This is a genomic window from Aeromonas sp. S41-2 (genome assembly GCF_027705845.1).
GTDB classification, from domain to species: domain Bacteria; phylum Pseudomonadota; class Gammaproteobacteria; order Enterobacterales; family Aeromonadaceae; genus Aeromonas; species Aeromonas hydrophila.
The window spans coordinates 59126-82333 of record NZ_JAPDCG010000004.1; the positions used below are offsets into that span (position 1 = coordinate 59126).

General features: G+C 61.2%; 23 protein-coding genes. 3 read left to right on the forward strand and 20 right to left on the reverse strand.

What is annotated here, in order from left to right; genetic code table 11:
* Window positions 1-3: 3 nt before the first annotated feature.
* The gene (locus OKC44_RS10955; protein WP_029304632.1) at window positions 4-1026 is read left to right on the forward strand and encodes a GGDEF domain-containing protein; all 1023 of its coding nucleotides are present in this window, start codon (window positions 4-6) and stop codon (window positions 1024-1026) included.
* A 62-nt stretch (window positions 1027-1088) separates the two neighbouring features.
* Here the strand turns inward: OKC44_RS10955 and luxS are convergent, their stop codons facing one another.
* From luxS to OKC44_RS10995, 8 genes are all read right to left on the reverse strand, one after another.
* Window positions 1089-1598, reverse strand: coding sequence for an S-ribosylhomocysteine lyase (gene luxS, locus OKC44_RS10960; RefSeq protein ID WP_011704660.1), 510 nt, complete (start codon window positions 1596-1598; stop codon window positions 1089-1091).
* A gap of 18 nt (window positions 1599-1616) precedes the next feature.
* Window positions 1617-2210 carry a transglycosylase SLT domain-containing protein gene (locus tag OKC44_RS10965; RefSeq protein ID WP_274382240.1) on the reverse strand — a complete coding sequence of 198 codons (594 nt, stop codon included), beginning with the start codon at window positions 2208-2210 and terminating at the stop codon, window positions 1617-1619.
* A gap of 61 nt (window positions 2211-2271) precedes the next feature.
* The gene (gene glnB, locus OKC44_RS10970; RefSeq protein ID WP_005308848.1) at window positions 2272-2610 is read right to left on the reverse strand and encodes a nitrogen regulatory protein P-II; all 339 of its coding nucleotides are present in this window, start codon (window positions 2608-2610) and stop codon (window positions 2272-2274) included.
* A gap of 9 nt (window positions 2611-2619) precedes the next feature.
* Window positions 2620-4242: an NAD+ synthase gene (locus OKC44_RS10975; RefSeq protein ID WP_270812824.1), complete on the reverse strand. Its 1623-nt coding sequence runs from the start codon at window positions 4240-4242 to the stop codon at window positions 2620-2622.
* A gap of 73 nt (window positions 4243-4315) precedes the next feature.
* Entirely contained in the window at window positions 4316-6415 is a 2100-nt protein-coding gene (locus OKC44_RS10980; RefSeq protein ID WP_211067106.1) for a type IV pilus modification PilV family protein, read from the reverse strand.
* 12 nt (window positions 6416-6427) lie between these two features.
* Window positions 6428-7525, reverse strand: a complete 1098-nt coding sequence (locus OKC44_RS10985) for a PilX N-terminal domain-containing pilus assembly protein (RefSeq protein WP_270812830.1) — start codon at window positions 7523-7525, stop codon at window positions 6428-6430.
* A 1-nt stretch (window position 7526) separates the two neighbouring features.
* Entirely contained in the window at window positions 7527-8150 is a 624-nt protein-coding gene (locus OKC44_RS10990) for a PilW family protein (RefSeq protein ID WP_270812831.1), read from the reverse strand.
* The gene (locus tag OKC44_RS10995; protein WP_045529158.1) at window positions 8141-8677 is read right to left on the reverse strand and encodes a GspH/FimT family pseudopilin; all 537 of its coding nucleotides are present in this window, start codon (window positions 8675-8677) and stop codon (window positions 8141-8143) included. The genes OKC44_RS10990 and OKC44_RS10995 overlap by 10 nt, the downstream gene beginning before the upstream one ends.
* A 94-nt stretch (window positions 8678-8771) precedes the next feature.
* Here OKC44_RS10995 and OKC44_RS11000 point away from each other — a divergent pair, with 94 nt between their 5' ends.
* Window positions 8772-9158: a type IV pilin protein gene (locus OKC44_RS11000; protein ID WP_016349434.1), complete on the forward strand. Its 387-nt coding sequence runs from the start codon at window positions 8772-8774 to the stop codon at window positions 9156-9158.
* A 4-nt stretch (window positions 9159-9162) separates the two neighbouring features.
* Here the strand turns inward: OKC44_RS11000 and tppA are convergent, their stop codons facing one another.
* The 11 genes from tppA to ribF form a co-directional block, all read right to left on the reverse strand.
* Window positions 9163-9564 (reverse strand): type IVa pilus pseudopilin TppA, encoded by a 402-nt coding sequence (tppA, locus tag OKC44_RS11005; RefSeq protein WP_270812833.1) that lies wholly within the window; start codon window positions 9562-9564, stop codon window positions 9163-9165.
* An 8-nt stretch (window positions 9565-9572) separates the two neighbouring features.
* Window positions 9573-12926, reverse strand: a complete 3354-nt coding sequence (locus OKC44_RS11010; protein WP_270812835.1) for a pilus assembly protein — start codon at window positions 12924-12926, stop codon at window positions 9573-9575.
* A gap of 11 nt (window positions 12927-12937) precedes the next feature.
* Window positions 12938-13414, reverse strand: a complete 477-nt coding sequence (locus OKC44_RS11015) for a pilus assembly PilX family protein (RefSeq protein ID WP_118881925.1) — start codon at window positions 13412-13414, stop codon at window positions 12938-12940.
* A gap of 10 nt (window positions 13415-13424) precedes the next feature.
* Window positions 13425-14519, reverse strand: a complete 1095-nt coding sequence (locus OKC44_RS11020; RefSeq protein WP_118881926.1) for a PilW family protein — start codon at window positions 14517-14519, stop codon at window positions 13425-13427.
* Window positions 14516-14929 carry a type IVa pilus pseudopilin TppB gene (gene tppB / locus OKC44_RS11025; protein ID WP_016349429.1) on the reverse strand — a complete coding sequence of 138 codons (414 nt, stop codon included), beginning with the start codon at window positions 14927-14929 and terminating at the stop codon, window positions 14516-14518. Before tppB ends, OKC44_RS11020 begins: the two co-directional genes overlap by 4 nt.
* Entirely contained in the window at window positions 14926-15429 is a 504-nt protein-coding gene (gene tppE / locus OKC44_RS11030) for a type IVa pilus pseudopilin TppE (protein WP_011704647.1), read from the reverse strand. Before tppE ends, tppB begins: the two co-directional genes overlap by 4 nt.
* 261 nt (window positions 15430-15690) lie before the next feature.
* A complete protein-coding gene (gene ispH / locus OKC44_RS11035) occupies window positions 15691-16626 on the reverse strand; it encodes a 4-hydroxy-3-methylbut-2-enyl diphosphate reductase (RefSeq protein ID WP_101614745.1) in 936 nt (311 codons plus the stop codon).
* Window positions 16626-17078 carry an FKBP-type peptidyl-prolyl cis-trans isomerase gene (gene fkpB / locus OKC44_RS11040; protein ID WP_219312834.1) on the reverse strand — a complete coding sequence of 151 codons (453 nt, stop codon included), beginning with the start codon at window positions 17076-17078 and terminating at the stop codon, window positions 16626-16628. Before fkpB ends, ispH begins: the two co-directional genes overlap by 1 nt.
* Window positions 17075-17578, reverse strand: a complete 504-nt coding sequence (gene lspA, locus OKC44_RS11045; RefSeq protein WP_011704644.1) for a signal peptidase II — start codon at window positions 17576-17578, stop codon at window positions 17075-17077. The genes fkpB and lspA overlap by 4 nt, the downstream gene beginning before the upstream one ends.
* Entirely contained in the window at window positions 17578-20439 is a 2862-nt protein-coding gene (ileS, locus tag OKC44_RS11050; RefSeq protein ID WP_044799149.1) for an isoleucine--tRNA ligase, read from the reverse strand. Before ileS ends, lspA begins: the two co-directional genes overlap by 1 nt.
* Window positions 20439-21413 carry a bifunctional riboflavin kinase/FAD synthetase gene (gene ribF, locus OKC44_RS11055; protein WP_017409028.1) on the reverse strand — a complete coding sequence of 325 codons (975 nt, stop codon included), beginning with the start codon at window positions 21411-21413 and terminating at the stop codon, window positions 20439-20441. The genes ileS and ribF overlap by 1 nt, the downstream gene beginning before the upstream one ends.
* Between ribF and OKC44_RS11060 the strand changes: the two genes are divergently transcribed.
* Window positions 21318-21515, forward strand: a complete 198-nt coding sequence (locus tag OKC44_RS11060; RefSeq protein ID WP_162183721.1) for a hypothetical protein — start codon at window positions 21318-21320, stop codon at window positions 21513-21515. The two genes, ribF and OKC44_RS11060, sit on opposite strands and share 96 nt — an antisense overlap.
* Before the next feature lie 42 nt (window positions 21516-21557).
* Here OKC44_RS11060 and murJ read toward each other — a convergent pair whose 3' ends face one another.
* Entirely contained in the window at window positions 21558-23123 is a 1566-nt protein-coding gene (murJ, locus tag OKC44_RS11065; protein ID WP_270812840.1) for a murein biosynthesis integral membrane protein MurJ, read from the reverse strand.
* Window positions 23124-23208 lie beyond the last annotated feature (85 nt).

A 23208-nucleotide genomic window follows, 5' to 3' on the forward strand; every position in this document is an offset into this window, starting at 1 on the left:
CTCATGAGCAAGGACTCGTTCGCCCAATCCGCCGCCTATCTCAAGCAGGCGGTTCCCCTGATGATCAAGTATCAAATCCCCACCACGCCGGATAATTACACCCTTTGGTATAACTACGTGGCGGCCAGCATGCCCGAGCTCAATCAGGCCATCGATCAGGCCATCAAGCTGCAGGGAACCTGCTCTCTCACCACCTGTGAACGCCTCTATCACCAGCACCTCGCCGCGCAAGATGAGCAGCAGATGGAAACCATGAAGCTCAACCTGGCCGCCATGGCCAACGAGCTTGGTCACACCATGCAGGATGCCCTCTCCGACACCGGCATGTTTCAGGACATGCTCGACAAGAGCTTCGATCGGCTGAGCCTCATCGACGACGAGGGGCTGAGCCTGGAAGACACCATGGGGATCCTGCGGGATCTGGTGCGCGAGTCGCGGGATGTGCGTATGTCCACCATGCACTTTCGCAACCAGCTCAGCAGCGCCGAGAAGGAAATCAAGGAGCTGCGCGAGGCGCTCAACGAGACCCGCAAACTGGCCAACGAGGATGCTCTCACCAGCCTGCTCAACCGACGCGCCTTCGATCTGGAGATAGAAAGCCTGATCCGCAGCAAGCAGCCCTTCTCCCTGATCCTGTCGGACATAGACCGCTTCAAGAACTTCAACGACGAATATGGCCATCTGCTTGGGGACCAGGTGCTGCGCGCCTTCAGCAAGCGGCTGCGGGAAACCTGCAAGGAGGGCGTCACCGCCTACCGCCTCGGCGGCGAGGAGTTTGCCCTGCTGGTCCCCATGCGCAGTCTGGCGCTGAGCCGCCAGATGGCGGAGAGCCTGCGCCGGGCCATCGAGAAGATGTCGATCCTGGATCGCAAGTCGGGCCGGCGTATCGACCACATCACGGCTTCGTTCGGGGTCGGTGAATACAGCGGTCAGGAGACGGGCGACAGCCTGGTCGAGCGCACCGACAAGCTGCTCTACAAGGCCAAGGAGCTGGGTCGCAACCGGGTGATGCCGCTGCCATCCTGATTCTGCCAGCACGCAAAAAGGCCGGTCAATGACCGGCCTTTTTCATGTTTGCCATCCCGGGATCAGAGGCTTTTCAGCTTCTCTTCCGGCAGGGCCAGCTCGTCATTGCGGTTGACGCCGATGCCGCGCTCCAGCACGTGGCGGGCGATGGCATGGGCCTCTTCCAGTGAGTGCATGCTGTAGGTACCGCACTGGTATTCGTTCAGCTCGGGGATCTTGCCCTGCTCCTGCACGGTCAGCACGTCGCTCATGGCGGCCTGCCAGGCGGCACCAACCCGGGCTTCGTCCGGCGCACCGATCAGGCTCATGTAGAAGCCGGTCCGGCAGCCCATGGGGGAGATGTCGATGATCTCCACCCCGTTGCCGTTCAGGTGGTCACGCATGAAGCCGGCAAACAGGTGCTCGAGGGTGTGAATGCCGCGCTCGGAGAGGATCTCCTGGTTCGGCACGCAGAAACGCAGGTCGAACACGGTAATGGTGTCCTTGTTCGGGGTCTGCATGGTCTTGGCCACACGCACCGCCGGCGCAGCCATGCGGGTGTGGTCAACGGTAAAACTGTCCAATAACGGCATTTCTGACTCCTGATTTGGTTACCAGAACCAGCCCCCGCTGGAGAGCTGATCCTTGCATTGTCGATACTGGGCGCCGTAGCGCTGGGCGCGGGCCTCCACCTTGCGGGATGTCTTCATCAGCCATCCCTTGCTGCGGTAGCTGCCACGCCGATAGCCACCCCACCCTTCGTGATAGTTGAGATACTGGCCATACGCATCCCACTTGGAGGTGCCGTTCAGCCGCTGGGCCTTGTGAGTGTACCAGCCCATGAAGTCGATGGCGTCGGCAAAGTCGTCGCGATCACTCCAGCCGTTGCCGGTTTCCCGCTGGTAATCAGCCCAGGTTTCATCTTTGACCTGGGCATAGCCGTAGGCGGAACTGGCCCGCCCGGTCGGGATGAAGAGGAAATACTGCATCGGCGGCTGGGCATCGTGCACGAAGGAGGACTCCTGATACATCATGGCCATCACCACCTGGATCGGGGTTCCCCACTTCTCGTTCATCTTGAGCGCCGCCTTGTGCCAGTCCGGTTTCTCCCGAAAGATCTGGCACAGGTTTTCCGGCTGGGCCGGCGGCCGGGTACTGCAGGCGGTCAGACCGGCCAGCAGGCCGGCCACCGCAACGAGGCGCATCCAGGACATCAGCGGGATCGAGTCTCCATTCGTTGGCTCATCACGAGGCTCTGCCATCTCATCAGATGGCGTCTTCGTTCTCTTCGCCGGTACGGATACGAATGACGCGCTCCACCTCACAGACGAAGATCTTGCCGTCACCAATCTTGCCGGTGCGGGCGGTGTTCTGGATCGCTTCCAGGCAGGCATCGAGATCCTCGTCCTGCACCACCAGTTCCACCTTTACCTTGGGCAGGAAGTCGACCATGTACTCGGCGCCGCGATAGAGCTCGGTGTGGCCTTTCTGACGGCCGAAGCCCTTGACCTCGGACACTGTCATGCCGTTGATGCCGATCTCGGCCAGGGCCTCGCGCACATCGTCCAGCTTGAACGGTTTGATGATGGCTTCAATCTTCTTCATGGTGACTCCTTACCAGTTCTGTTTGCCAAACCCGGACGTGATGGGGTAACGGCGATCCTTACCAAAGTTGCGGGCCGTGATGCGGGGCCCGACCGCCGCCTGACGGCGCTTGTATTCGTTGAGATCCACCAGCCGGATCACCTTGCGCACCACCGCCTCTTCGAAGCCCTCCGCCACCATGTCGGCCACAGAGGCATCTTCTTCCACGTAGCGCTTGAGGATGGCATCCAGGATGTCATAGGGGGGCAGGCTGTCCTGATCCACCTGGTCCGGCGCCAATTCTGCCGAAGGGGGACGGTCGATGACCCGCTGCGGGATCACATAATCGACGGAATTGCGGTATTCGCACAGCTTGAAAACCAGCGTCTTGGGCACATCTTTCAGCACATCGAAGCCGCCGGCCATGTCGCCGTACAGGGTGGCATAGCCGACCGCCATCTCGCTCTTGTTGCCGGTGGTCAGCACGATGCGACGACGCTTGTTGGAGAGCGCCATCAACAGCACGCCGCGGCAGCGGGCCTGCAGGTTCTCTTCGGTAGTGTCGCGGGCAGTCCCTTCAAACAATGGTGCCAGCTGGGCCATAAAGCCCTCGAACATAGGCTCGATGGAGATGATGTTGAACTCCACCCCCATCCGCTCGGCCTGCTCCTTGGCATCTTCCACACTCATCTGGGCGGTGTAGCGGAACGGCATCATCACCGCCTGCACCTTGTCGGCGCCGATGGCATCGGCCGCGATGGCCAGGGTCAGTGCCGAGTCGATGCCGCCGGAGAGGCCCAGCACGGCGCCGTGGAACCCGTTTTTGGTGACGTAGTCGCGCACCGCCAGCACCAGTGCCTGATAGGTCTCAGCCAACGGCTCCAGCGGCGCAGCCGGTTCCCGCTCTTTCACCGGTTGACCATCGGCAAAACGCACCAGCGCCAGCTCTTCGGCAAACGGTGCCAGTTTATGGGTCAGCTCGCCCTGGCTGTTGAACACCTTGGAGCAGCCGTCGAAGATCAGCTCGTCCTGACCACATACCTGATTGAGGTAGACCAACGGCAGACCGGTCTGATCGCAGCGCTCGGCCATCAGCTCGCGGCGGATCCAGGGTTTTTCCTGATCATAGGGTGAGGCATTGATGGTGAGCAGCAGCTCGGCTCCCGCCGCCTTGGCGGCCAGCGCAGGGCCCGGCTGCCAGAGGTCTTCACAGATGAGCAGCCCCAGCTGATGACCACGGAAGGGGACCACGCAGGTCTCGGTTGCCGCGGTGAAGTAACGCTTCTCGTCGAATACTCCGTAGTTGGGCAGATCCTGCTTGAAGTAGCGTGCGACCAGCTTGCCTTGCTCGTAGAGGGAGGCGGCGTTGTAGAGTGCCTCCCCGTCGCGCCAGGGGTGACCCACCAGAATGGCGCCAGCCCCCTGCCATGCCGCGATGCGGGCCAGGGCGGCCTCCACCCGGATCATCAGATCGGCGCGCAGCAGCAGATCTTCCGGCGGATAGCCGGTCAGGGCCAGTTCGGAGCAGACCAGCAGATCGGCGCCTTGCCGATCGGCCTCGGCGGCTGCCGCCAGCACCTTGTCACAGTTATCTTCGATGGCGCCTACCGTCAGATTCAACTGGGCAAGCATCAGAGAGAGGGCTTTTGCCATGGCGATGCATCTTGAATTCGAAAATGATGGGGAATGATAAAGAAAAGGCGCTGGCTGTGCCAGCGCCCAAGGCTCAAGGGGTGCAAGTCAGGCTGGTCGCGTTGGTCACTCCGTTGTCCACCAGCAGTGAACAGGGGCCGCTCAACACCTGATTGTTGGACTGTTGCGTCATCTGCACGCTGAAGGAGGGTGGCTGCAACATATAGGTGGTGCTGCCCTGGTTGGAATAGGCAAGGTTGATGGCCAGCGTCGAGTTCGCCGGGGCTGTACACAGATAAGCTGCAGGCTGGTTGTTGGCCTGCGGATAGTCGATGCGGCAGGTCGCCCCGGAGTTGGGAGTCGTGATGCTTAGCCTGTTGAACGTATTCTTGCTGCACGCTACCGGTGGGGGATTCTTGCCACCCGTCCCTCGGGTCAGACACTGGATCCAGCCACTGACACTGACGGTCGGTACCGTCTGCGATCCCGTATCCACCTTGACCAGCATGTCCGCCGTCTGCGCCAGCGACTGGTCCCGTGGCGAGATGAGCGAAGCCGTGATGCCGGAATTCCCCTGATAGGCAGTGACACGCACGGTGACGCTCTGCAGCACCTGGTTGCTGTCCTTGGTCGATTTCTTCGCCGTCATGTAGCCGCGGCTGTAACTGCCGAAATAGTAGTTGTTGAGATCCACCACCGTTTTGACCGTCTCGTTGGTGACGGCGGCATAGTCGGTGGCATTGCCCGTCAGCAAGTTCTGCGGGGCCATGGCCCACTCCGCCAGCATGGTCAGGTTGATGTCCTGAAACGGCACCTTGGTCAGATAGTCCACCGCACTGGTATCAATCCCCACCAGATAGACAGGGTCGAGCACATCCACATAAATGCCACGGGCGATGAGCTGCGCCGTACCCGTGTTGACGGTGATCCCGGTCGTGGTATCGCCCCCAGCTTCCGCGTTGGTAGCCAGCCAGGCTGAAAAATCGGTGATGGTCGGCAAGGTGGCGGAGGCCCCCTGGGTCCAGTTCAGGGTCGACTTCTGCCAGTCGATGTAGGTCTTGACCACATACTTGATGTATTTCTGATAACTGGCCTGGTTCGCTGGTTTGGCCAGGAAATCGGCCGTGGTCACCACGACCTTGACCAGGTTCCAGTCAGGCAGCGGGCGATAATAGCCATCCAGCCGGACGAAACGGCAGGCATCCACGTACTTGCCGCTGTTCGCCGTGCTGAGGCTGCTGCTGTAGCGTACCCGGCTGGTGTTGAGCGGAGCATAGAAGTTGGTGAAGCTGGAACCACTGCCATCGAAGTGATCCTTGCAGCAGCTGGTACAGAGCGCGGGCTGGCCATTGACGCTGCTGTCGAGCGTCCCCGTGGTCTTGGTCTGCAGCGAGCCTGATTTCCAATAGAGCTGGTTGCTGGCTGAACTGTAGGCCTGACCCGGCAGGTAGGCGCTCAGGCTGGAGCCATAACTGCAAGAACAGGAGACGGATGCCATGTCCTGCAGCACCTGCTGGGTGTTGCCACCCGCTGCGGGTTTGTAAGTCACCGTCTCGAACTGGACCAGCTTGCCCACCAGACCATCTTTGGACGTGACGGTCGGCAGTGGCTTGCTGGTCTCCTGCTTGTTGCCATCCCCCAGTTCCACCGAGATGACGTCCGGCGCCACCCCGGGGGTGTAGTTGACCTTGGGGCCCTGCCTCGCCGTATTCAAACCGCCATCCAGCTGATCGGAGCTCAAGGATTCGATGGGCGAAACATTGCCGGCCAGTTGCAGCGCCTGAGCCTGCCCTTCACTGTCCGTCCACCCGACGTTGACCGTGATCGCCTTACGGCCCGGGTAACTCAGGCGATAGCCCGCCGGTGCCACGTTCTGCCAGGTTGAGCCATTCAGATACTGATTGGTCACCGTCCATCCCACCGAGTAGGCCTCACCCGACAGAGTCACGGCCGCACTGGCCGAGGCTATCTGGTTGTAGGCCGTCAGCGGCGCGGTTGCACTCACCACCCCATTGAAATTGCGAAACTCATCCAGCTTGGACTCCGCCAGTCGCATCGCCGTCTCATAACGCCGGCCATCCTGCGAAACCGTCAGCGCCGACTTGGACATGGCGACCAGGCCGACAATACCCACTCCCAGCACCACCAGCGTGATCAGGATCTCCAGCAGGCCAAATCCTTTTTGCCCTTTCATCTCCATATCCCCTTACCAGTCTCGCCAGCTGCCGGGCACCTGATTGACGATCTGGAATGCGGCTCCATTCGAGATGCTGCTCAGGACATCGGCATCATACTTGGCATCGTAGGTACCGTTGGCGTTGCCCAGTTGATAGTTGGAGACCATGGCGCCATGCACGATGGCCCCACCGGTCAGCTTCACGTCCGTCCCGGCGGCAGCGGGGTTGGATGAGTAGGCAAATACCAAGCCATACAGCACCGTATTGCCGTTGACCGCCAGATTGCCATTGCGCACGATGAGAATCACAGGCGCCGTTGCGGAGCCGACATTGGAGGAGGGCTTGCAATCCCCATCCACAATGATGAGTCCAGTTGAGGCAGGACCAAGCGAGCTGCAGTCTGTCAGCTTCTGGGTCGCCCTTGCCTCCAGATTGGCCCAGCCGTTGGCATCATCCTTTTCATTGAACAGATACCAGACCAGGTCGGTCGGGAAGGCAGTATCGTTGTCCTTGATATCCGGCTGCTTGTCCCCCTTCTGACTGATGTTGGCCGAACAGCCGCCGTCGTAGTCCCCCTGATGACAGGTCTGCCCGGTCCCCGTTATCAGGTCGACATTGCCGCTGGTCCAGACCGACAGTGGTACCCCCAGCCCGCCACCATTGGGATTGGCCACTATGGTGAAGTTGCCGCCAACCGCCATGCCGCCGGCCACGGTCAGAGGCGCGGCAGGAGAACCGGCCAGTACGCTGAAACGTACGACCTTGGTTTCGACTGCCGCCTGGGCCTGACTGTTGCTGAGAGTCGCCTGGGAACGAACCCTTATCGGCGTCACGACCACCGACCCCACCGTGATGGCAGTATCGTCAGAAGATGACAGGGTATAGCTGCCCGTGGTCAAGGTAGTCGTGGCCCCGCTGGTACGCCAGGTAGGGTCCAGCGTCAACCGTCCCAGTCCATCGGCCAAACCCACTTCCGCCATTGCCATGGCCTGACGATAAAGCACCTCGTTGAGGGTCACTCGCCGATCGGCCACCAGCATCTTGCCAACCAGCAGTGAAATGCCCAGCAGGACCAGCACCAGCAACAAAGTGATGGTGAAGGTGGTAAAACCGGCTTGTCGGCTCATGTCAGTACCCATCATTGCGCAGTTTGATATCCCGCTGCAGATTCAGCGTCAGTGCCGGTGTGGCCTTGAATCGCCCGCTCACCATCAATTGCAGCGCCCTCGCCCCGCTGACCTGACTGCTTGGCAGGAGCCTGAACGTCATGGCGGTGATTTCTACGGTGTCGTCGCTGGAAATCAGACTGCCATTGCCACAGGTAGTAGTCCCGGTCCCCTGTTTGATCCCCTTGTCAGCACTGCTGTAGCTGTAAACCAGGGTGTCATCGCTGCTCAGTACCCCGTTTTCATCGTTGTCATAGCGCACCCTGATACAGGTATACAGGCCGGAGCCCGTCGCGGTTTCACTCATCAGGTCCGTGGTAGTATCAAAATAGAAGCTGGATCGGCTGCCAGAAGGGGCGGCAAGAAACTGGGTGGCGTTGGCATCATACCCGGCTCGCTGGATGTCTCGAGCCATCATGTCCGTCAGCAACTGAACTTCCTGATTCAGGCGGCTGGTCTGCATGGCGGTGTAATTGGCCTTGAGAATGGTGGCAAACAGCGAAATGACGGCGGCCACCAGCAGCAAGCCCGCCACCATGGCCACCATCAGCTCGACCAGGTTGAAACCCCGTACTTTCAGTTGCATGCCACCTCCCCCGCCAGGTTGCTGACGGCACAGGTACGTACCCGCCCAAGGTTGTTGGTGACCACTTTCATACTAGCGGCCGAGGAGCTCACCGTGATGCTGCCGCTTGGCAGGGTACCGCGCCGGGGGGAGAAGCTGATGGGACGTATCTGGCTTGAGGACTCCGTGTAGGTGCCCGTCAGAATGATCCCGGGAAATTCACTGGCATCAGCGCCTTTGCGCCCCTCGATGCTGGAACAGGTGTCGCTGCAACTGGCACAACTGCCATCGATGCTGATGCGATAGCACCAGCTGTCGGTACCGCTGTTGAACAGGATCATTTGCAAATTGCTGTTGCGTTTGAGCGCTTCGGACTTGAGCAGCATCATGTCGGTGTAGACCGCCTGGGTGGCCGCCTTGACCATCTGATCCTGGCGCAGGGATTGATAACTGGGGATGGCCACGGTCAGCAACAGGGCGACCAAGGACAGGGCAACCATCAGCTCTATCAGGGTAAAACCGGCGGATCTGCCCTTTCTGCCTTCCATCAGCTCAAAACTCCTTTCTTTTTGCACGTGCCAGTAGGGTCTACTGTCAGTACTATCCTATAGTATCAACCTGTTTCACGAAGCATGCCGCCCCATGAGAATCAAACAGTCCGGAATCACCTTGCTTGAACTGATCGTCGTGGTCGCCATCGTCGCCATCATAGCGTCTGTCGCCTATCCCAGCTTCACCGATGGCTTGCGCAAATCCCGCCGGGCCGAAGCGCTCAAGGGCTTGCTCAGCATGCAGCTGAAACAGGAAGAGTTCCGGGTTTCCAATACCAGTTACAGCGCCACCCCCTCCCAGGTAGGCAACCCCACCAGCAGCTACTATGACTTCTCCATTTCAGGTGCCACCGCCACCGGCTATACCCTGATCGCCACCAGCAAGGGGGCACAGGTAGGCGACAAGAGTGGCAGCACCGCCTGCGATACCCTGACCCTCAACAAGGCCGACACCAAGACTCCCGCTGCCTGCTGGTGACAGACTACCAGCACTCGGCCGCCGTCATGCTGGCCATCGACACCCCCTGCTGTCCACCCTGGTCAAGGGTCAGCAGGCCGCAAGGATCGCCGTTCATCACCCCGGTCGGGATCGCCGTCAGGGTATAGCTGGCGCCGCTGGCATTGAGCGCCAGATTGTAATAGGCAGTCCCGCCATCCCTGGGCAAGGTAGCCAGCCCGGCGGAGGCCAGGTTGCCACCATCATAGTTGCCGTCGGCGGTAAACTGTCGCTCCATGTATTGCGCCGCCTCCAGCAGTGCGGCCTTGGCCTCTACCCGCTTGGCAGAGGCCATGTAGCTGTTGTAACTGGGATAGGCGATCACGGTCAGAATGGCCATCACGGCTACCGCAATCATCAGCTCCATCAGGGAAAATCCACGCACCATCTCCACCTCTACTCCAGTTGCAACCAGGACTGGCGACCACCCAGATCACCCGCCCCCTCTTCCAGCGTGACCGATATGTTGCCGCTGGAGCCACTGATGTACTTGCGCTCCATGTCGGCATCTTCCACCACGCTCGGCGTCGTGGTGAGCTCGTCAAACTGCTTGCCGCTGACCGGCACCTTGATGTCGTTGCCGCCACTGTCCTTGATCCCCACATAGTCGTCATCGTTGACGGCACCATCGCCATTGACGTCGAACACCGAGTAGGTCAAACGCGCCCCCGAAACGGGATCCAGCTCCATCAACCAGGAGCGCCCACCGAAGTCACAGGCGTCCGCCGAGGGGATCAGGGTGTTGAAGATCAGCCGCTTGTTGCGATAAAGCATCTCTGACACGGCTCGCTCCCCCACCCCCTTGCTCAACGCAGGGGATTTGAGCACCAGATACCACCCTTTCTGGCTGGTGTAGTTGACCGCCGCGTTGGACACCAACCTGACGTTGAACTTGATGGTGGTGCCATTGGCGGAGTACTCGTGGGTAATGCTCTGCTGCAACAGCTGGCTGCTTAGCACGCTAGCCCCCGTATCCCAGATGCCGTAGACGGCTTCCAGCCTGGGGGTCGCCGGCAGCAACTTGTCGTCATTGGTGAAATAGCTGCCCGTTCCCATCAGCACCATGATGCCCCCCTTGGGATGACGGATGGCCAGCGGGCGCATGGTAACGGGTTGACGCGTGCTGGCGGAGCAGGTTCCGTTGCACGCCTGAAACAGCGGTTTTGGTTTGTTGCCGGTCTTGAAGGCACTCCCCCACTGGGCGCTGTTGTTGTCGGTCAGATCGAATTTCCACAGATTGCCTTGCAGGTCACCGGCATAGACATAGTCCGCCACCCGGTCGCCATCCTCGTCTACCGGCAAGGGGGATGAGAGACCATTGGGTTCGCTAGTCGAGCCCACCTGGGTATCTATCTCCTTGATCACCGCACCGGTCGCCAGATCCAGCACGAACAGGCGCGCCGTTTGGCTGGTGCTGTTGTAACCGTTGGCCACCAGCGCCACCCATTTGTTGCTGGACTTGACCCGAACCAGGGTCGGCGCCGCCAGCGCCACGCCCATCTCGGCATTGGTAAACTCCCACAACATCTTGTCGGCGGTGAAGTTGTCCGGCGCCGTCACGTCGATGGCAAACACGGCCTTGCCACCGGCACCGGTCGATCCCAGCAGCACGGTTTTCCAGCTGCTGCCAAGATAGGCATCACCCACTTTGGCCGTGCCATCGACATAGTAACGATGGCTGTAATCCGGCTTGGTCAGCAAGCTCAGATCCCCCAACAGGCTGGCAGGGATGTAGGCCAGGGTCTCCACCCCGTTGGCGACCCTGAAACCGTGCAGCATGCCGTCATTGGCCCCCACGTAGAGCATGGGAGTACGGCTGCGAATAGCCGTCGAGCCGAGGAAACTCAGATAACCGTCGCGTTCCGCCTGGGTCAGGCCGGTGGCGCTGCCGTAGCCATAATCCCGGCTGCCGACATAGACGGGATCCGAGTTGATGATGTCCCCCAGCAGATCGCTGCGGCTGCGAAACAGACCGCCATTGCTCTGCTCGCGACTGCGATCGCCGCGCAAGTAGGCAACCCGGTTTTCCCCCTGGCTGTCGCCGGCAAGGTTGAACAGAGCACGGTTGGTGGCATTGAGAGCAGCCCAGGTGAAGGGAATGCCGACCCCGTTTTGTCGAGTAAAGATGCTGCGGGAGGTGTGTGCCGGGATCAGGGTTGCTGCATCCCAGGCCATGTTGCCTAGCGACCCATCGCTGTTGAGGGGAATGGAGATGAGTTGCCCCGACCAGTCGCCGCTGTTATAGCGGGCCTGGTAGATGTGGGTATTGCTGTCCAGCCGGGTTGCGTTGGCGGTCACCGAGCTGGCGGAGCTGTTGCGGGCCGCGATCTGGGCCAGGGTGCTGCTCAGGGCTGCGGCAAAGATGTCGGGGTCGCCCGCGCTGAAAAAGCTGCCCTTGCTGTTGAGTGCCGCGTGCCACAGGTCATCGATCTTGTACTCCGGAATGTAGGTCGCGTTCTTGTACTCCTTGTCATCCGGATCATGGGGATTGGGCCAGCTGTTCGGGATGCCGTTGGCCGGATTGAGCGACCCGTTGACCCCGAGTCCAACGGTAAAGTTGACCAGATGCTGCCAGTTGGCGGGATCCGCCGTGCTGGTCGGCACCTTGTCGGCCAGATCGGCACGCAGGTCGGTTTTCCAGTATTTGTAGGCCACGTCGGCCAGGGTATTGCTGTAACCATCCTTGTCCAGATCCCCCACCGAGGGGGTATCCCCGTTCCAGTAGCCATCGGTCATCAGGATGTTGTAGCTCTGCCGGCAGGTGAGGTGAGGCAAGGTGCTGCCGGCACTGGCCGCCCAGGGGCCGTTGTTGTCGGTGCGGGAGAAGTACTCCCCCACATCTTTCAGGCTAGTGCGCAGCGGCGTGCCGGCGGCCGGAATATCGCGGCTGTAGAGGTCGCTGAAAAAGGCGCTGCGATCGGTGCCGGAAAAAGGCGCCACCCCGCGGATCACGCTGCCGCTGGCATTGATGGTGGCAAACCCCACCCGCAAGGCCTGCCCTTGGCTTGCAAAAGCACGGCCGACCCCGGCACGAGCAGCCAGGATCCGGGAGCGGTAGTAGGTGTACCAGTTGGCGAAGTTCTGGATCTCCTCGTCATAGGTACAAACGGGGGCACTCTTGCAATCGCTGCGATTGGGGCGCCCGCCATAGGTACTGCCGGACTTTATCTCCACCCGGGTATAGCTGCCCACCTTCTTCACGTCGCCACTGCCCTTGTAGGCAAAGTAGACAGCAGGCCAGAAGGTTTCATCGTCGTTGTAGTCAGTGGAGGAGAACCCGGTGTAGTAACGCAGGGACTTGGAGCGGTTGTTCTTGGTCAGATCACGACAGCCGGCGGCGGTATTGAAGGGGTTGTGCGGTGCACAGCTGATGCTGGCATTCGCCATCAGGGTACCATCCGCCTTGGCCCAGGGCCGATAGCTCTGCTGCGGGTTGTAGTAGAGTTTGTTGTTGTTGCTTGAGCGGGTATAGGCGTTGCGGTCGTTGTTGCTGGTGAAGGTCACGGTCCGGTTGTCATAATCCTCGCTGCCATAGACGTTGTCGGCTCTGGGATAGACGTAGCGGGCGCTGTTTTCGATCAACCCCTCCGGCATCAACTCGAAGTGCATCGAGCCTGAGTCATCGAGACTGAACATGATGTTGGGTTCGGCCCGGGTACCCAGATAGAGGGGAACCTGGGCGATGTCGAGGGCCGCCTGCACCTGGGAGCAGAGCAGCAGGGCCGAGAGTCCGTAGCCAGATGCACGCATGGGTTGTTCTCCTAGCGGCTGTAGGTCGATTGCAACAGCACCCGGCTCTCGTCCGAGAGTCCGAATCCTCTTGCCGTGATGCGATAAAGGCGGCGCTCGCTGATGGGCTCGTCAACCGCCAGACTCTCGTTGCTGCCCTGGGTATAGGGCAACCGCTCGATGAAATATTCGGGGGCCCGTCCGGTCAGGCCGATATTGGCATAGGTGCGCCAGGCCGTGGAGGGAGAGGCAGGATCCACCGCCACGCTGACGAACTCATAGAGGCCGGCACTGTTGTCGTAGGGGCCTGAGCTACCCGCCTCCAGATAGCGCTCGGCAGCACGCAGTGCCGCCTCCGCCGCCTGCAGCGCCTGCTGTGACTCCTTCTGGTTGCCCGCCATCTTCTCCTGCAGCAGGGCGCTCTGCATGCTGGCCATTGCCAGCAGGCTCACCACAGCAAGAAAAATCAGGCTGATCACCAACGCCATTCCCCCTTGTCGAGCCATCATGCCTCCCTCCTCATGGCAGCCGGTTACGCAGGGCGACCGTGGTTTCGGCCACCCAGTACCAGTGATTGTCGACAGCCTGGAAGGTGGCGCCAGCAAAGCTGATGGCCTGCGGATCCGATACCACATTACCCTGACCGCTGCGCATCAGCAGTTGAACACCGATCCCCAGCACGTTGTCCCAGTTCGGGTTGCTGGCGGCACTCACATAGCGATCCGCCGCCCGATCCCGGTTCTGATCCTCGCCGAAGGTCAGCTGAACATCGGTGACCCCGTCCACCAGCAGCATGCCGGCAGCCAGACCGCTCTTGCGATAAAGGGCATAGGGCGCGTTGGCAGAGGGCCGGGCAATGTAATAGATCCGGGTCTCCATCCGGCTCAATACCGAGCCGGCACCGAAGCGCTCCTCGACCGGGCTGCTGGCGCCGCCCCAGGAGCTGACGGCATTGCCCGGGGTGTATTTGTTGTCGTTGGAGTGGCCGATGTTGACCTCGCTGCCGCCCCCCACCACCTGGGTCTGGGTGATCTGGAAGATCCGCGCCTTCTGACAGTCGGACACCATGACGATGTCCCCCTCGCACAAGTCGCTGTAGCCCTGCTTGCCGGTACCGCAGTAGTTGGCCTTGCTGGAGAGTTGCTGCACGAACAGCTGGGCGGCGCTGTTGTTGCGAGTGACCGGCACCCCGGCGCCGGTCGGCCCCTGCACCAGCAGCACGTCGGTTCCCGGTTTGGGTTTGGGCTCGGCAGCGGTAAACAGGGCCGACAACGCAGTGGGCAGCGTCGCAGTGACATTGTCATAGCCACGCAGATAGACGGTGAAGTTGTAGGGCAGTGCCGTACCACCGTTAAGGGTGTTGGTGATGTTGACCCCTTGCTTGCTGAGGCAACCCTGGTAGCCCACCATCCGCAGCTCCTGCTGCAGCAGGTTGACGGCAAACCGGCTGTCCTCCTGAACCCGGGCGATGGCCTCGCCGGTCAGATAGGTTTTGTGGTTGCCAAGCAGCACCTGAATGATCACCCCGACCGTCAGCAGTGACAGCAGCAGGGCGATCATCACCTCCACCAGACCGACACCGGCCTGACGCAACAAGGTACGCCGCCCGCTCACAGATCCGTCCTCAGGGTCATGCTGCGCAGCGCAGGCTCGGTGGCCAGCCGGCTGGCATCCCACTGGATGGTGATGGTCGCCTGCCCGGCGCTGACGGCAATGGCCCCGTCACCGCCCGGCAGGCCGGTCAGCGCCTGTTTCCAGTACTGCACATCCTGTATCGCCATCGAGCTGCCGGAGACAGCCTCTCCCAATCCGACGTTGTATTGACCGAGCAGGGCCGCGCTGCGATTGGCCCGCATCATGTCGGTGATCATGTAGCCGAACTGGGTCGCTTCAGTGCGGGTGAGCGCCGATTGATTGCTCTTGAGCGCCTGCAACTGCAGGGTTGCCATGCCGAGAATGCCGATCGACAGCACCAGCACGGCAATCATGATCTCAAGCAGAGATACCCCCTGATGTCGTTTCATATGCAGCTGGTCTCCACGATGGATGGGCGTCCGGCCGGGGTGATCGTGATGTCGCGCGATGCCTCTTGGGCACACTCCGGCGGCTGCAGAGAGAACACCAGCGCCACCTGCTGACGTCCGTCGAGAAAGCCATTGCCACTGAAGCGGACCAGCGACGTATTGCTGACCAGGGTGCCGGCGCCCATGTCGGGAAAGAGCCGCAGCAGTTCGCCGTTGTCGAGGGTGCCGTTGCCATTGCGGTCGACCCAGATCTGCCAGCCCGATTCCCAGTGGTTCTGGGTCAGGTTGCTGGCGGTTGCGGAGAGCGTGACTGCGGTATTGCGGCGAATGGCTTCGGATCGGGCGAGATTGATGGCGGCCACGAAGTTGTTGGCCTGGCTGGTCAGCGTCATGTTGCGCAATATCGCGCTAAAGGAGGGAACTCCCAACGTCAGCAGGATAGAGATGAGCGCAACGGTGACCATCAGCTCGATGAGGCTAAAACCTGAACGCAAAAACATCCTGTTTCGCTCTGATTTTGTCGGGGAGGCTCGTTCGCATATCCATGTGCCATCAAGCCAGATGAGAAGATCATCAGCAGTCTAGACCGCAGACCTTCGCTTGCAATTCAATCTACTCAGATCTTGGACATACATCATCAAATTTCGCTGCAATCTCGCCACAAACCGGGCAACAAGAGTCATAAGAATCGCCCATGAAAAAGCCACCTCACAGGAGGTGGCTCAGGCACTCATGACACTATCCCGCACGGGATGGCTGACTCAAAGGATGCGCAGCTCCGGCGGCACCTCAAACACCACGTTCTCTTCACGACCGGGATGCTCGGCCACCACCTTGCCGCCCAGCTCGCGCAGGCGCGTGATGACTGACTGCACCAGCACCTCGGGGGCGGAAGCACCGGCGGTGACGCCGATCGCCTCTACTCCCGCCAGCCAGTCAGCCTCGATCATGGAGGCGTCGTCGATGAGGTAGGCTTTGGCCCCCACCTTCTCGGCCAGCTCCCGCAAGCGGTTGGAGTTGGAGGAGTTGCGCGACCCCACCACCAGCATGGCGTCCACCAGCCCCGCCATCTCCCGCACCGCGTCCTGGCGGTTCTGGGTGGCGTAGCAGATGTCGTCCTTGCGCGGCCCCTGAATGTTGGGGAAGTGCTTGCGCAGCGCATCGATCACGTCCGAGGTCTCGTCCACGCTGAGGGTGGTCTGGGTGACGAAGCAGAGGTCGTCCGGGTTCTTCACCTTGAGCTTGGCCACGTCTTCCGGCGTCTCCACCAGATACATGCCCCCCTCGCGATTCTCGTACTGCCCCATGGTGCCGATCACCTCGGGGTGACCGGCATGACCGATGAGCACGGCCTCGGAGCCCTTGCGACTGGCGCGATGGACCTCCATGTGCACCTTGGTCACCAGCGGGCAAGTGGCATCGAACACCTTGAGGGCACGGGACTTGGCCATCTCGCGCACCGCTTTGGAGACGCCGTGGGCGGAGAAGATGACGATGCTGTCGTCCGGCACCTCATCCAGCTCTTCGACGAAGACGGCGCCCGCCTCCTTGAGCTTGTTCACCACGTAGCGGTTGTGCACCACCTCGTGACGGACATAGATGGGGGCGCCGAACTTCTCCAGCGCGCTCTCGACGATGCTGATCGCCCGGTCGACACCGGCACAGAAACCACGGGGATTGGCCAGAAGAATATTCATCAGTGAACCGCTTCCTCGTCATCAACCCCCAGGATCTCCACCTCGAACGTGACGGTGTGACCAGCCAGGGGATGGTTGAAATCGACCGTCACCGACATGCCTGCCACCGCCCGGATGATACCCGGCAGCTCGCTGCCGTTGGGCTGGTCGAACAGGATGATGGTGCCGACCTTGGGCTCTACATCGGCACCGAACTTGGCGCGGTCCAGATGGTAGATGTTGTCGGGATTGGAGAGGCCGAAGGCCTCTTCCGGCGCCAGCGTGAAGCTCCTGCTCTCCCCTTCGCGCAGCCCCAGCAGGCACTGCTCGAAACTGGAGGTCAGGCTGCCATCGCCCATCCGCAGGCGGGCAGGCTTGCCTTGCAGCGCCGTGCTGTCGGCCACCGAGCCATCTTCCAGCTTGATGGCGAAGTGGAACAGCACGCTGCTGTCTGCCGCAATCGGCTGGCTCATGGCGTCACGTCCTTCTTCTTCTCACTGCGAAAACCGTCCAGCACTATCATGGCGGCCCCGATAAAGATGAAGCTGTCCGCCAGGTTGAACGCCGGCCAGTGGGCGCGCTGCCAGTAGAAATCGAGGAAGTCGACCACGTGACCCAGCACCAGCCGGTCGAACACGTTGCCGAGCGCCCCGCCGATGATCAGCGAGTAGGCGATGCCGCTCCAGCGCTGAGCGACGGACTGCTTGCGCAGCCAGTGGATCAGCAAGCCGCAGATGGCAAACGCCAGCACCGCGAAGAACCAGCGCTGCCAGCCGCCCTGATCGGCCAGGAAGCTGAAAGCAGCCCCCTTGTTGTAGACATGGACCAGGTTGAAGAAGGGGGTGATCTCCACCCCCGGGTAGCCAAATGGCAGCAACTTGACCACGGCGAGCTTGCTCGCCTGGTCCAGTACAAAGGCCAGCACTGCCAGCCACAGCCAACGCAGGCCGCTTTTATGGTGAGTCATGTTCATCAGGCAAATTGACGAGTTTCGCCGTCACCCTCGACGTTGGTGACGCAGCGGCCACAGATCTCTTCGTGGCCAGCGATGGTGCCCACGTCTTCCACATGGTGCCAGCAGCGGTCGCACTTGGCGGCGGCAGACTGGGCCACACTCAGCCACAGGTCATCGCGCTCGGTCGCCACGGCGTCTGCCGGAGCGGCATCGACGCTGACAACCTTGGCCTTGGAGGTGAGCAGCACGAAGCGCAGCTCATCGGCCAGGGCGTTCAGACGCGCAGCCAGTGCCGGCTTGGCAAACAGAGTCAGCTCGGCCTGCAGGGAGCCACCGATACGCTTCTCGCCACGAGCCACTTCCAGCGCCTTGTTCACTTCACCGCGAACGGTGAGGATCTCGGCCCAGAAATCGTCGTTGAGGGTTTCACCCGCTTCCAGCCCGAACAGGCCGTCATACCACTCCTCGGTGAACACGAACTCACCGCGCTCACCCGGCAGCAGCGCCCAGATCTCGTCGGCGGTGAAGCTCATGATCGGCGCCATCCAGCGCACCATGGCTTCGGCGATGTGATAGAGGGCGGTCTGGCAGGAGCGACGGGCCAGGCTGTCAGCCTTGGCGGTGTACTGACGGTCCTTGATGACGTCCAGGTAGAAGGAGCCCATCTCGATGGAGCAAAACTGCATCAGCTTCTGGGTCACACCGTGGAAGTTGTACTCGTCGAACGCCGCCATGATCTCGGCCTGTACCGCTTTGGCACGACCCACGGCCCAGCGATCCACCACCACCATGTCGGCAGGCGCCACCATGTCGGTCGCCGGATTGAAGCCGTTCAGGTTGGCCAAGAGGAAACGGGCGGTGTTGCGGATGCGGCGATAGGCATCGGCAGAGCGCTTAAGGATCTCGTCGGAGACGGTCATCTCGCCGGTGTAGTCGGTGCTGGCGACCCACAGACGCAGGATGTCGGCACCCAGCTTGTTCATCACGTCTTGCGGGCTCACCACGTTGCCGATGGACTTGGACATCTTGCGACCCTGGCCATCCACGGTGAAGCCGTGAGTCAGCACCTGGTTGTAGGGAGCCTTGTCTTTCATCGCCACGCCGATCATCAGGGAGGACATGAACCAGCCGCGATGCTGGTCAGAGCCTTCCAGATACATGTCGGCCGGGTTGCCGTTGAACTCGGGACGGGCGTCGACCACGGAGGAGTGGGTCGAACCGGAGTCAAACCAGACGTCCAGGGTGTCAGGCACCTTGTCGTACAGGTCGGCGTCGCTGCCCAGCAGCTCGGCCTTGTCCAGATCCCACCAGGCCTGGATGCCGGACTGCTCGACCCGCTTGGCCACTTCGTGCATCAGGCGCACGGATTCAGGGTGCAGCTCCTGGGTCTCCTTGTGGACGAACAGGGAGATGGGCACGCCCCAGGTACGCTGACGCGAGATACACCAGTCAGGACGGTTCTCGACCATCGCCTGGATGCGGTTTTTACCCCAGGCAGGCACCCAGCCGCTCTGGCCGTGTTGTTTGATGCCGTCTTGCTCGATGCGCTCGATCTCTTCCAGCGCGCGCTTGCGCAGACCCTTCTGCTCCATGCTGATGAACCACTGCGGGGTGGCACGGAAGATAATCGGGGTCTTGTGACGCCAGCAGTGCGGGTAGGAGTGGTTGAACACCTTGTGGTGCAGCAGGGCGCCGCGCTCGGTCAGCACCTCGACCACGGAGGCGTTGGCCTTGAACACGTGCTGGCCGGCAAACAGTTCGGTATCCGGCAGGTACACGCCGTTGCTGCCAACCGGGTTGGCGACTTCCAGACCGTACTTCTGACCGACCACGAAGTCTTCCTGACCGTGGCCTGGGGCGGTGTGTACGGCACCGGTACCGGCATCCAGGGTGACGTGGTCACCCAGCACCACCGGCACGTCGAAGCTGTAGAAGGGGTGGTTGAAGCGCAGCAGCTCGAGCGCAGCGCCCTTGGCGTAGCCCAGGTTATGGAACTGCTCGATACCGGCGCGATCCATCACGTCCTTGACCAGCTCGGCAGCCAGGATCAGACGCTCGGGATGCTCGCCTTCCACCTGCACCAGCGCATAGTCCAGATCGGCGTGCATGGCGATGCCGCGGTTGGCGGGCAGAGTCCACGGAGTGGTGGTCCAGATCACCGCAGAGATCGGGCCCTTGCCGGTATGGCCTTCGGCGCAGTCAAACTTGGCGGCAACACCCGCTTCGTCGACAGCCTTGAAGCGCACGTCGATGGAGGGGGAGTTCTTGTCGTAGTACTCCACCTCGGCTTCGGCCAGGGCGGAGCCACAGTCGGTACACCAGTGCACCGGCTTGGAGCCTTTGTGCAGGTGACCGTTTTCAACGATCTTGGCCATGGAGCGGATGATGTTGGCTTCGGTGCCAAAGTCCATGGTCAGGTAGGGGTGTTCCCAGTCACCCAGCACGCCCAGTCGGATGAAGTCGGTCTTCTGCGCTTCGATCTGGGTCTTGGCGTATTTGCGGCACTCGGCGCGGAACTCGGCGGCGGAGACCTTCTCGCCCGGCTTGCCGACCATGCCTTCTACTTTCAGTTCGATGGGCAGACCGTGGCAATCCCAGCCCGGCACGTAGGGGGAGTCGAAACCGGAGAGGCCCTTGGACTTGATGATGATGTCTTTGAGGATCTTGTTGACCGAGTGACCGATGTGAATGCTGCCGTTCGCATAGGGGGGGCCATCGTGCAGAATGAACGAAGGCTTGCCCGCTTTGGCGCGGCGAATGGCGCCGTAAAGATCCTGATCGTACCAACGTTTCAGCATGTTGGGTTCGCGCTTGGCCAGATCGCCACGCATCGGAAACTCGGTTTCCGGAAGATTCAGGGTGTGTTTATAGTCGCTCATCAGTCCTGGGTTCCCTTCTTTTCTAAAAGAGTGCTGGGTAAATGGAGTAGTGGCAGCCCGAACCAGGCTCGGGCCGCCAGGGCATCTCGTTCGATCTGCTCTTTCAAGGCGGTGAAAGAGGCAAACTTCTGCTCTTCGCGCAGCTTGTGGCGAAGCAGCACCTTGACCTGTTGACCATATAGGTCGCCAGAAAAATCAAATAGATGTACTTCCAATCTGGCTTGTGTACCGCTCAAGGTCGGCCGTACACCCACATTGGCGACACCGGGGAAGGTCTTGCCGGAACATAACACTTCCACCGCGAACACGCCACCGACCGGGATCACCTGGCGCTTGAGGGCCAGATTGGCGGTGGGAAAACCTATGGTGCGGCCCAGCTTGTCGCCGTGGGCCACCCGGCCGCTGATGGTATAGGGGCGGCCGAGCATCAGCTCCACCTCCGCCATGCGGCCGGCCGCGAGGGCCTCGCGCACCAGCGTGCTGCTGACCCGCTGACGGGACAACTGGAAGCTCTGGGTGCTGATCACCTCGAAACCGAAGCGCCGACCGGCCTCTTCCAGCAGGTGGAAGTCCCCTTCCCGTCCCTTGCCGAAACGAAAATCGTCGCCCACCACCAGATAGTGCACGCCGAGTTTCTCCACCAGCAGTTGCTCGATGAAGGTGGTGGCGGACTGCTCGGCGAAGCGATGGTTGAAGCGCACGCAGAGCATGCGATCGATCTGCATCCCCTTGAGCGCTTCATACTTCTCCCGCAGGCGGCTGAGGCGGGCCGGCGCCGCAGCCCCGGCAAACAGCTCCAGCGGCTGCGGTTCAAACAGCATGACGCAGGCCGGCAGGCCCAGCTGGGCTGCTTTTTCCTGCAGGCGAGACAGCACGGCATGATGACCCTGATGAACCCCATCAAAGTTGCCAATGGTCAATACACACCCCCGGTGACGGGGCTTGATATTGTGAATACCGCGGATAAGCTCCATCAATGCCTTGTGCGTCGCTGCTATGAAAATCGCCGGATTATATATCAGGCGGCACTCTGGGTCAGCCCTGTTGCTGACCCGATTTCAGCCATCCCGCCCTGATTGCTGGCTCAGGCGGGACTTCAATCGCCATGGCGCGCCGACTCAGTCATCCCGCCCCGCTCTCAGATCTTTTGGCCGAATGCCCAGCGTCAGCAGGACACCGGCATAGATGGCGCCCCCCAGCACCAGCAGCATGGTCAGCTGCATGCTCGCCTTGCTCATGTGCCAGGCGCCCCATTGGGCCAGATCCGGCGAGAGGTAGAGGAGCACGCCCCCCATCAGCAGACTTGCGGTCAGCAGCTTGAGGCAGAATACCCCGGTGTGGCGGGAGGGCCGGTAGACGTTCTGCTGATGGAGCCCCTTGAACAGCAGGGCCGCGTTCAGCGTGCCCGAGCAGGCAGTCGACAGCGCCAGCCCCACGTAACCGAGCGGATAGATGAAGATGAGGTTGCAGGCCATGTTGGCCGCCATCGACATCATCCCGATCCGTACCGGAGTGCGGGTATCCTGGCGGGCGTAGTAGCCGGGGGCCAGCACCTTGATCAGCATCAGCGACAGCAGGCCCGTGGTGGATGCCAGCAGGCTGGCGCTGGACATGCTCACCTCGTGCAAGCCGAACTCACCGCGCATGAACAGCACCCGCAGAATGGGTTCGCGCAGCACGGCGATACCCACCATGGCGGGCAGACCGAGCAGCATCACCATCCGTACCCCCCAGTCCATGGTGCGGGAGAAGTCGGCCGGATCGGCATCCACGTGTTTTTTGGCCAGCGCCGGCAGGATGACGGTGCTGATGGCGACACCGAACATGCCGAGCGGGAACTCCAGCAGTCGGTCCGAGTAGTAGAGATAGCTGATGGCGCCAGTCGCTAGGAACGAGGCGAGCATAGTGTTGACCAGCAGGTTGATCTGACTGACCGACACTCCGAACAGCGCCGGGATCATCAGGGTGCGGATTTTCACCACCCCCGGATGGTGCCAACCCCACTTGGGCCACACCAGCATGTTGATCTGGCGCAGGAACGGGAACTGGAACAGGAACTGCACCAGACCGCCGAGGAACACACCGATGGCCAGCGCCAGTTCGGGGTCGTCGAGCCAGGGCGAGATCCACCAGGCGGCGGCGATCATGGTGATGTTGAGAAAGATCGGTGTGAAGGAGGAGACCCCGAAGCGGCCGAAGGTATTGAGGATGGCCCCCGCCATGGCGGTAAAGGTGATGAACCAGAGATAGGGGAAGGTGATCTTGAGCATCAGGCTCGCCATCTCGAACTTCTCGGCCGCCGGCCCGCCGTGCAACCAGTCCCAGAACCAGCCCCAGCCAAACAGGGCGGTCAGCACCCCGGAGCCCAGCACCCCGAGCAGGGTGACCACGGTGACGATCCCCCCGAGGGTGCCCGCTACTGCGGCCAGCAACTCGCGCACCTCGCTCTCGTCGCCCTTTTTCTTGTACTCCGTCATCACGGGAACAAAGGCCTGGTTGAAAGCACCTTCAGCGAACAGACGACGCAGAAAGTTGGGAATGCGGTTGGCAAAGAAGAAGACGTCTGCGGCCACCCCGGCACCGAGCAGATTTGCGATGACCACATCGCGCACCAAGCCCATCACGCGGGACGCCAACGTCATTCCGGACACTATCATGCCGGATTTGATCAATTTCTTACTCAAGACGAGGCCTCTGGAACTGTCGAAAAGAAAAGAATGCTGTTAGAATCGGCCGACAGTTTAACCGTCTCCCATCTGACACACCACC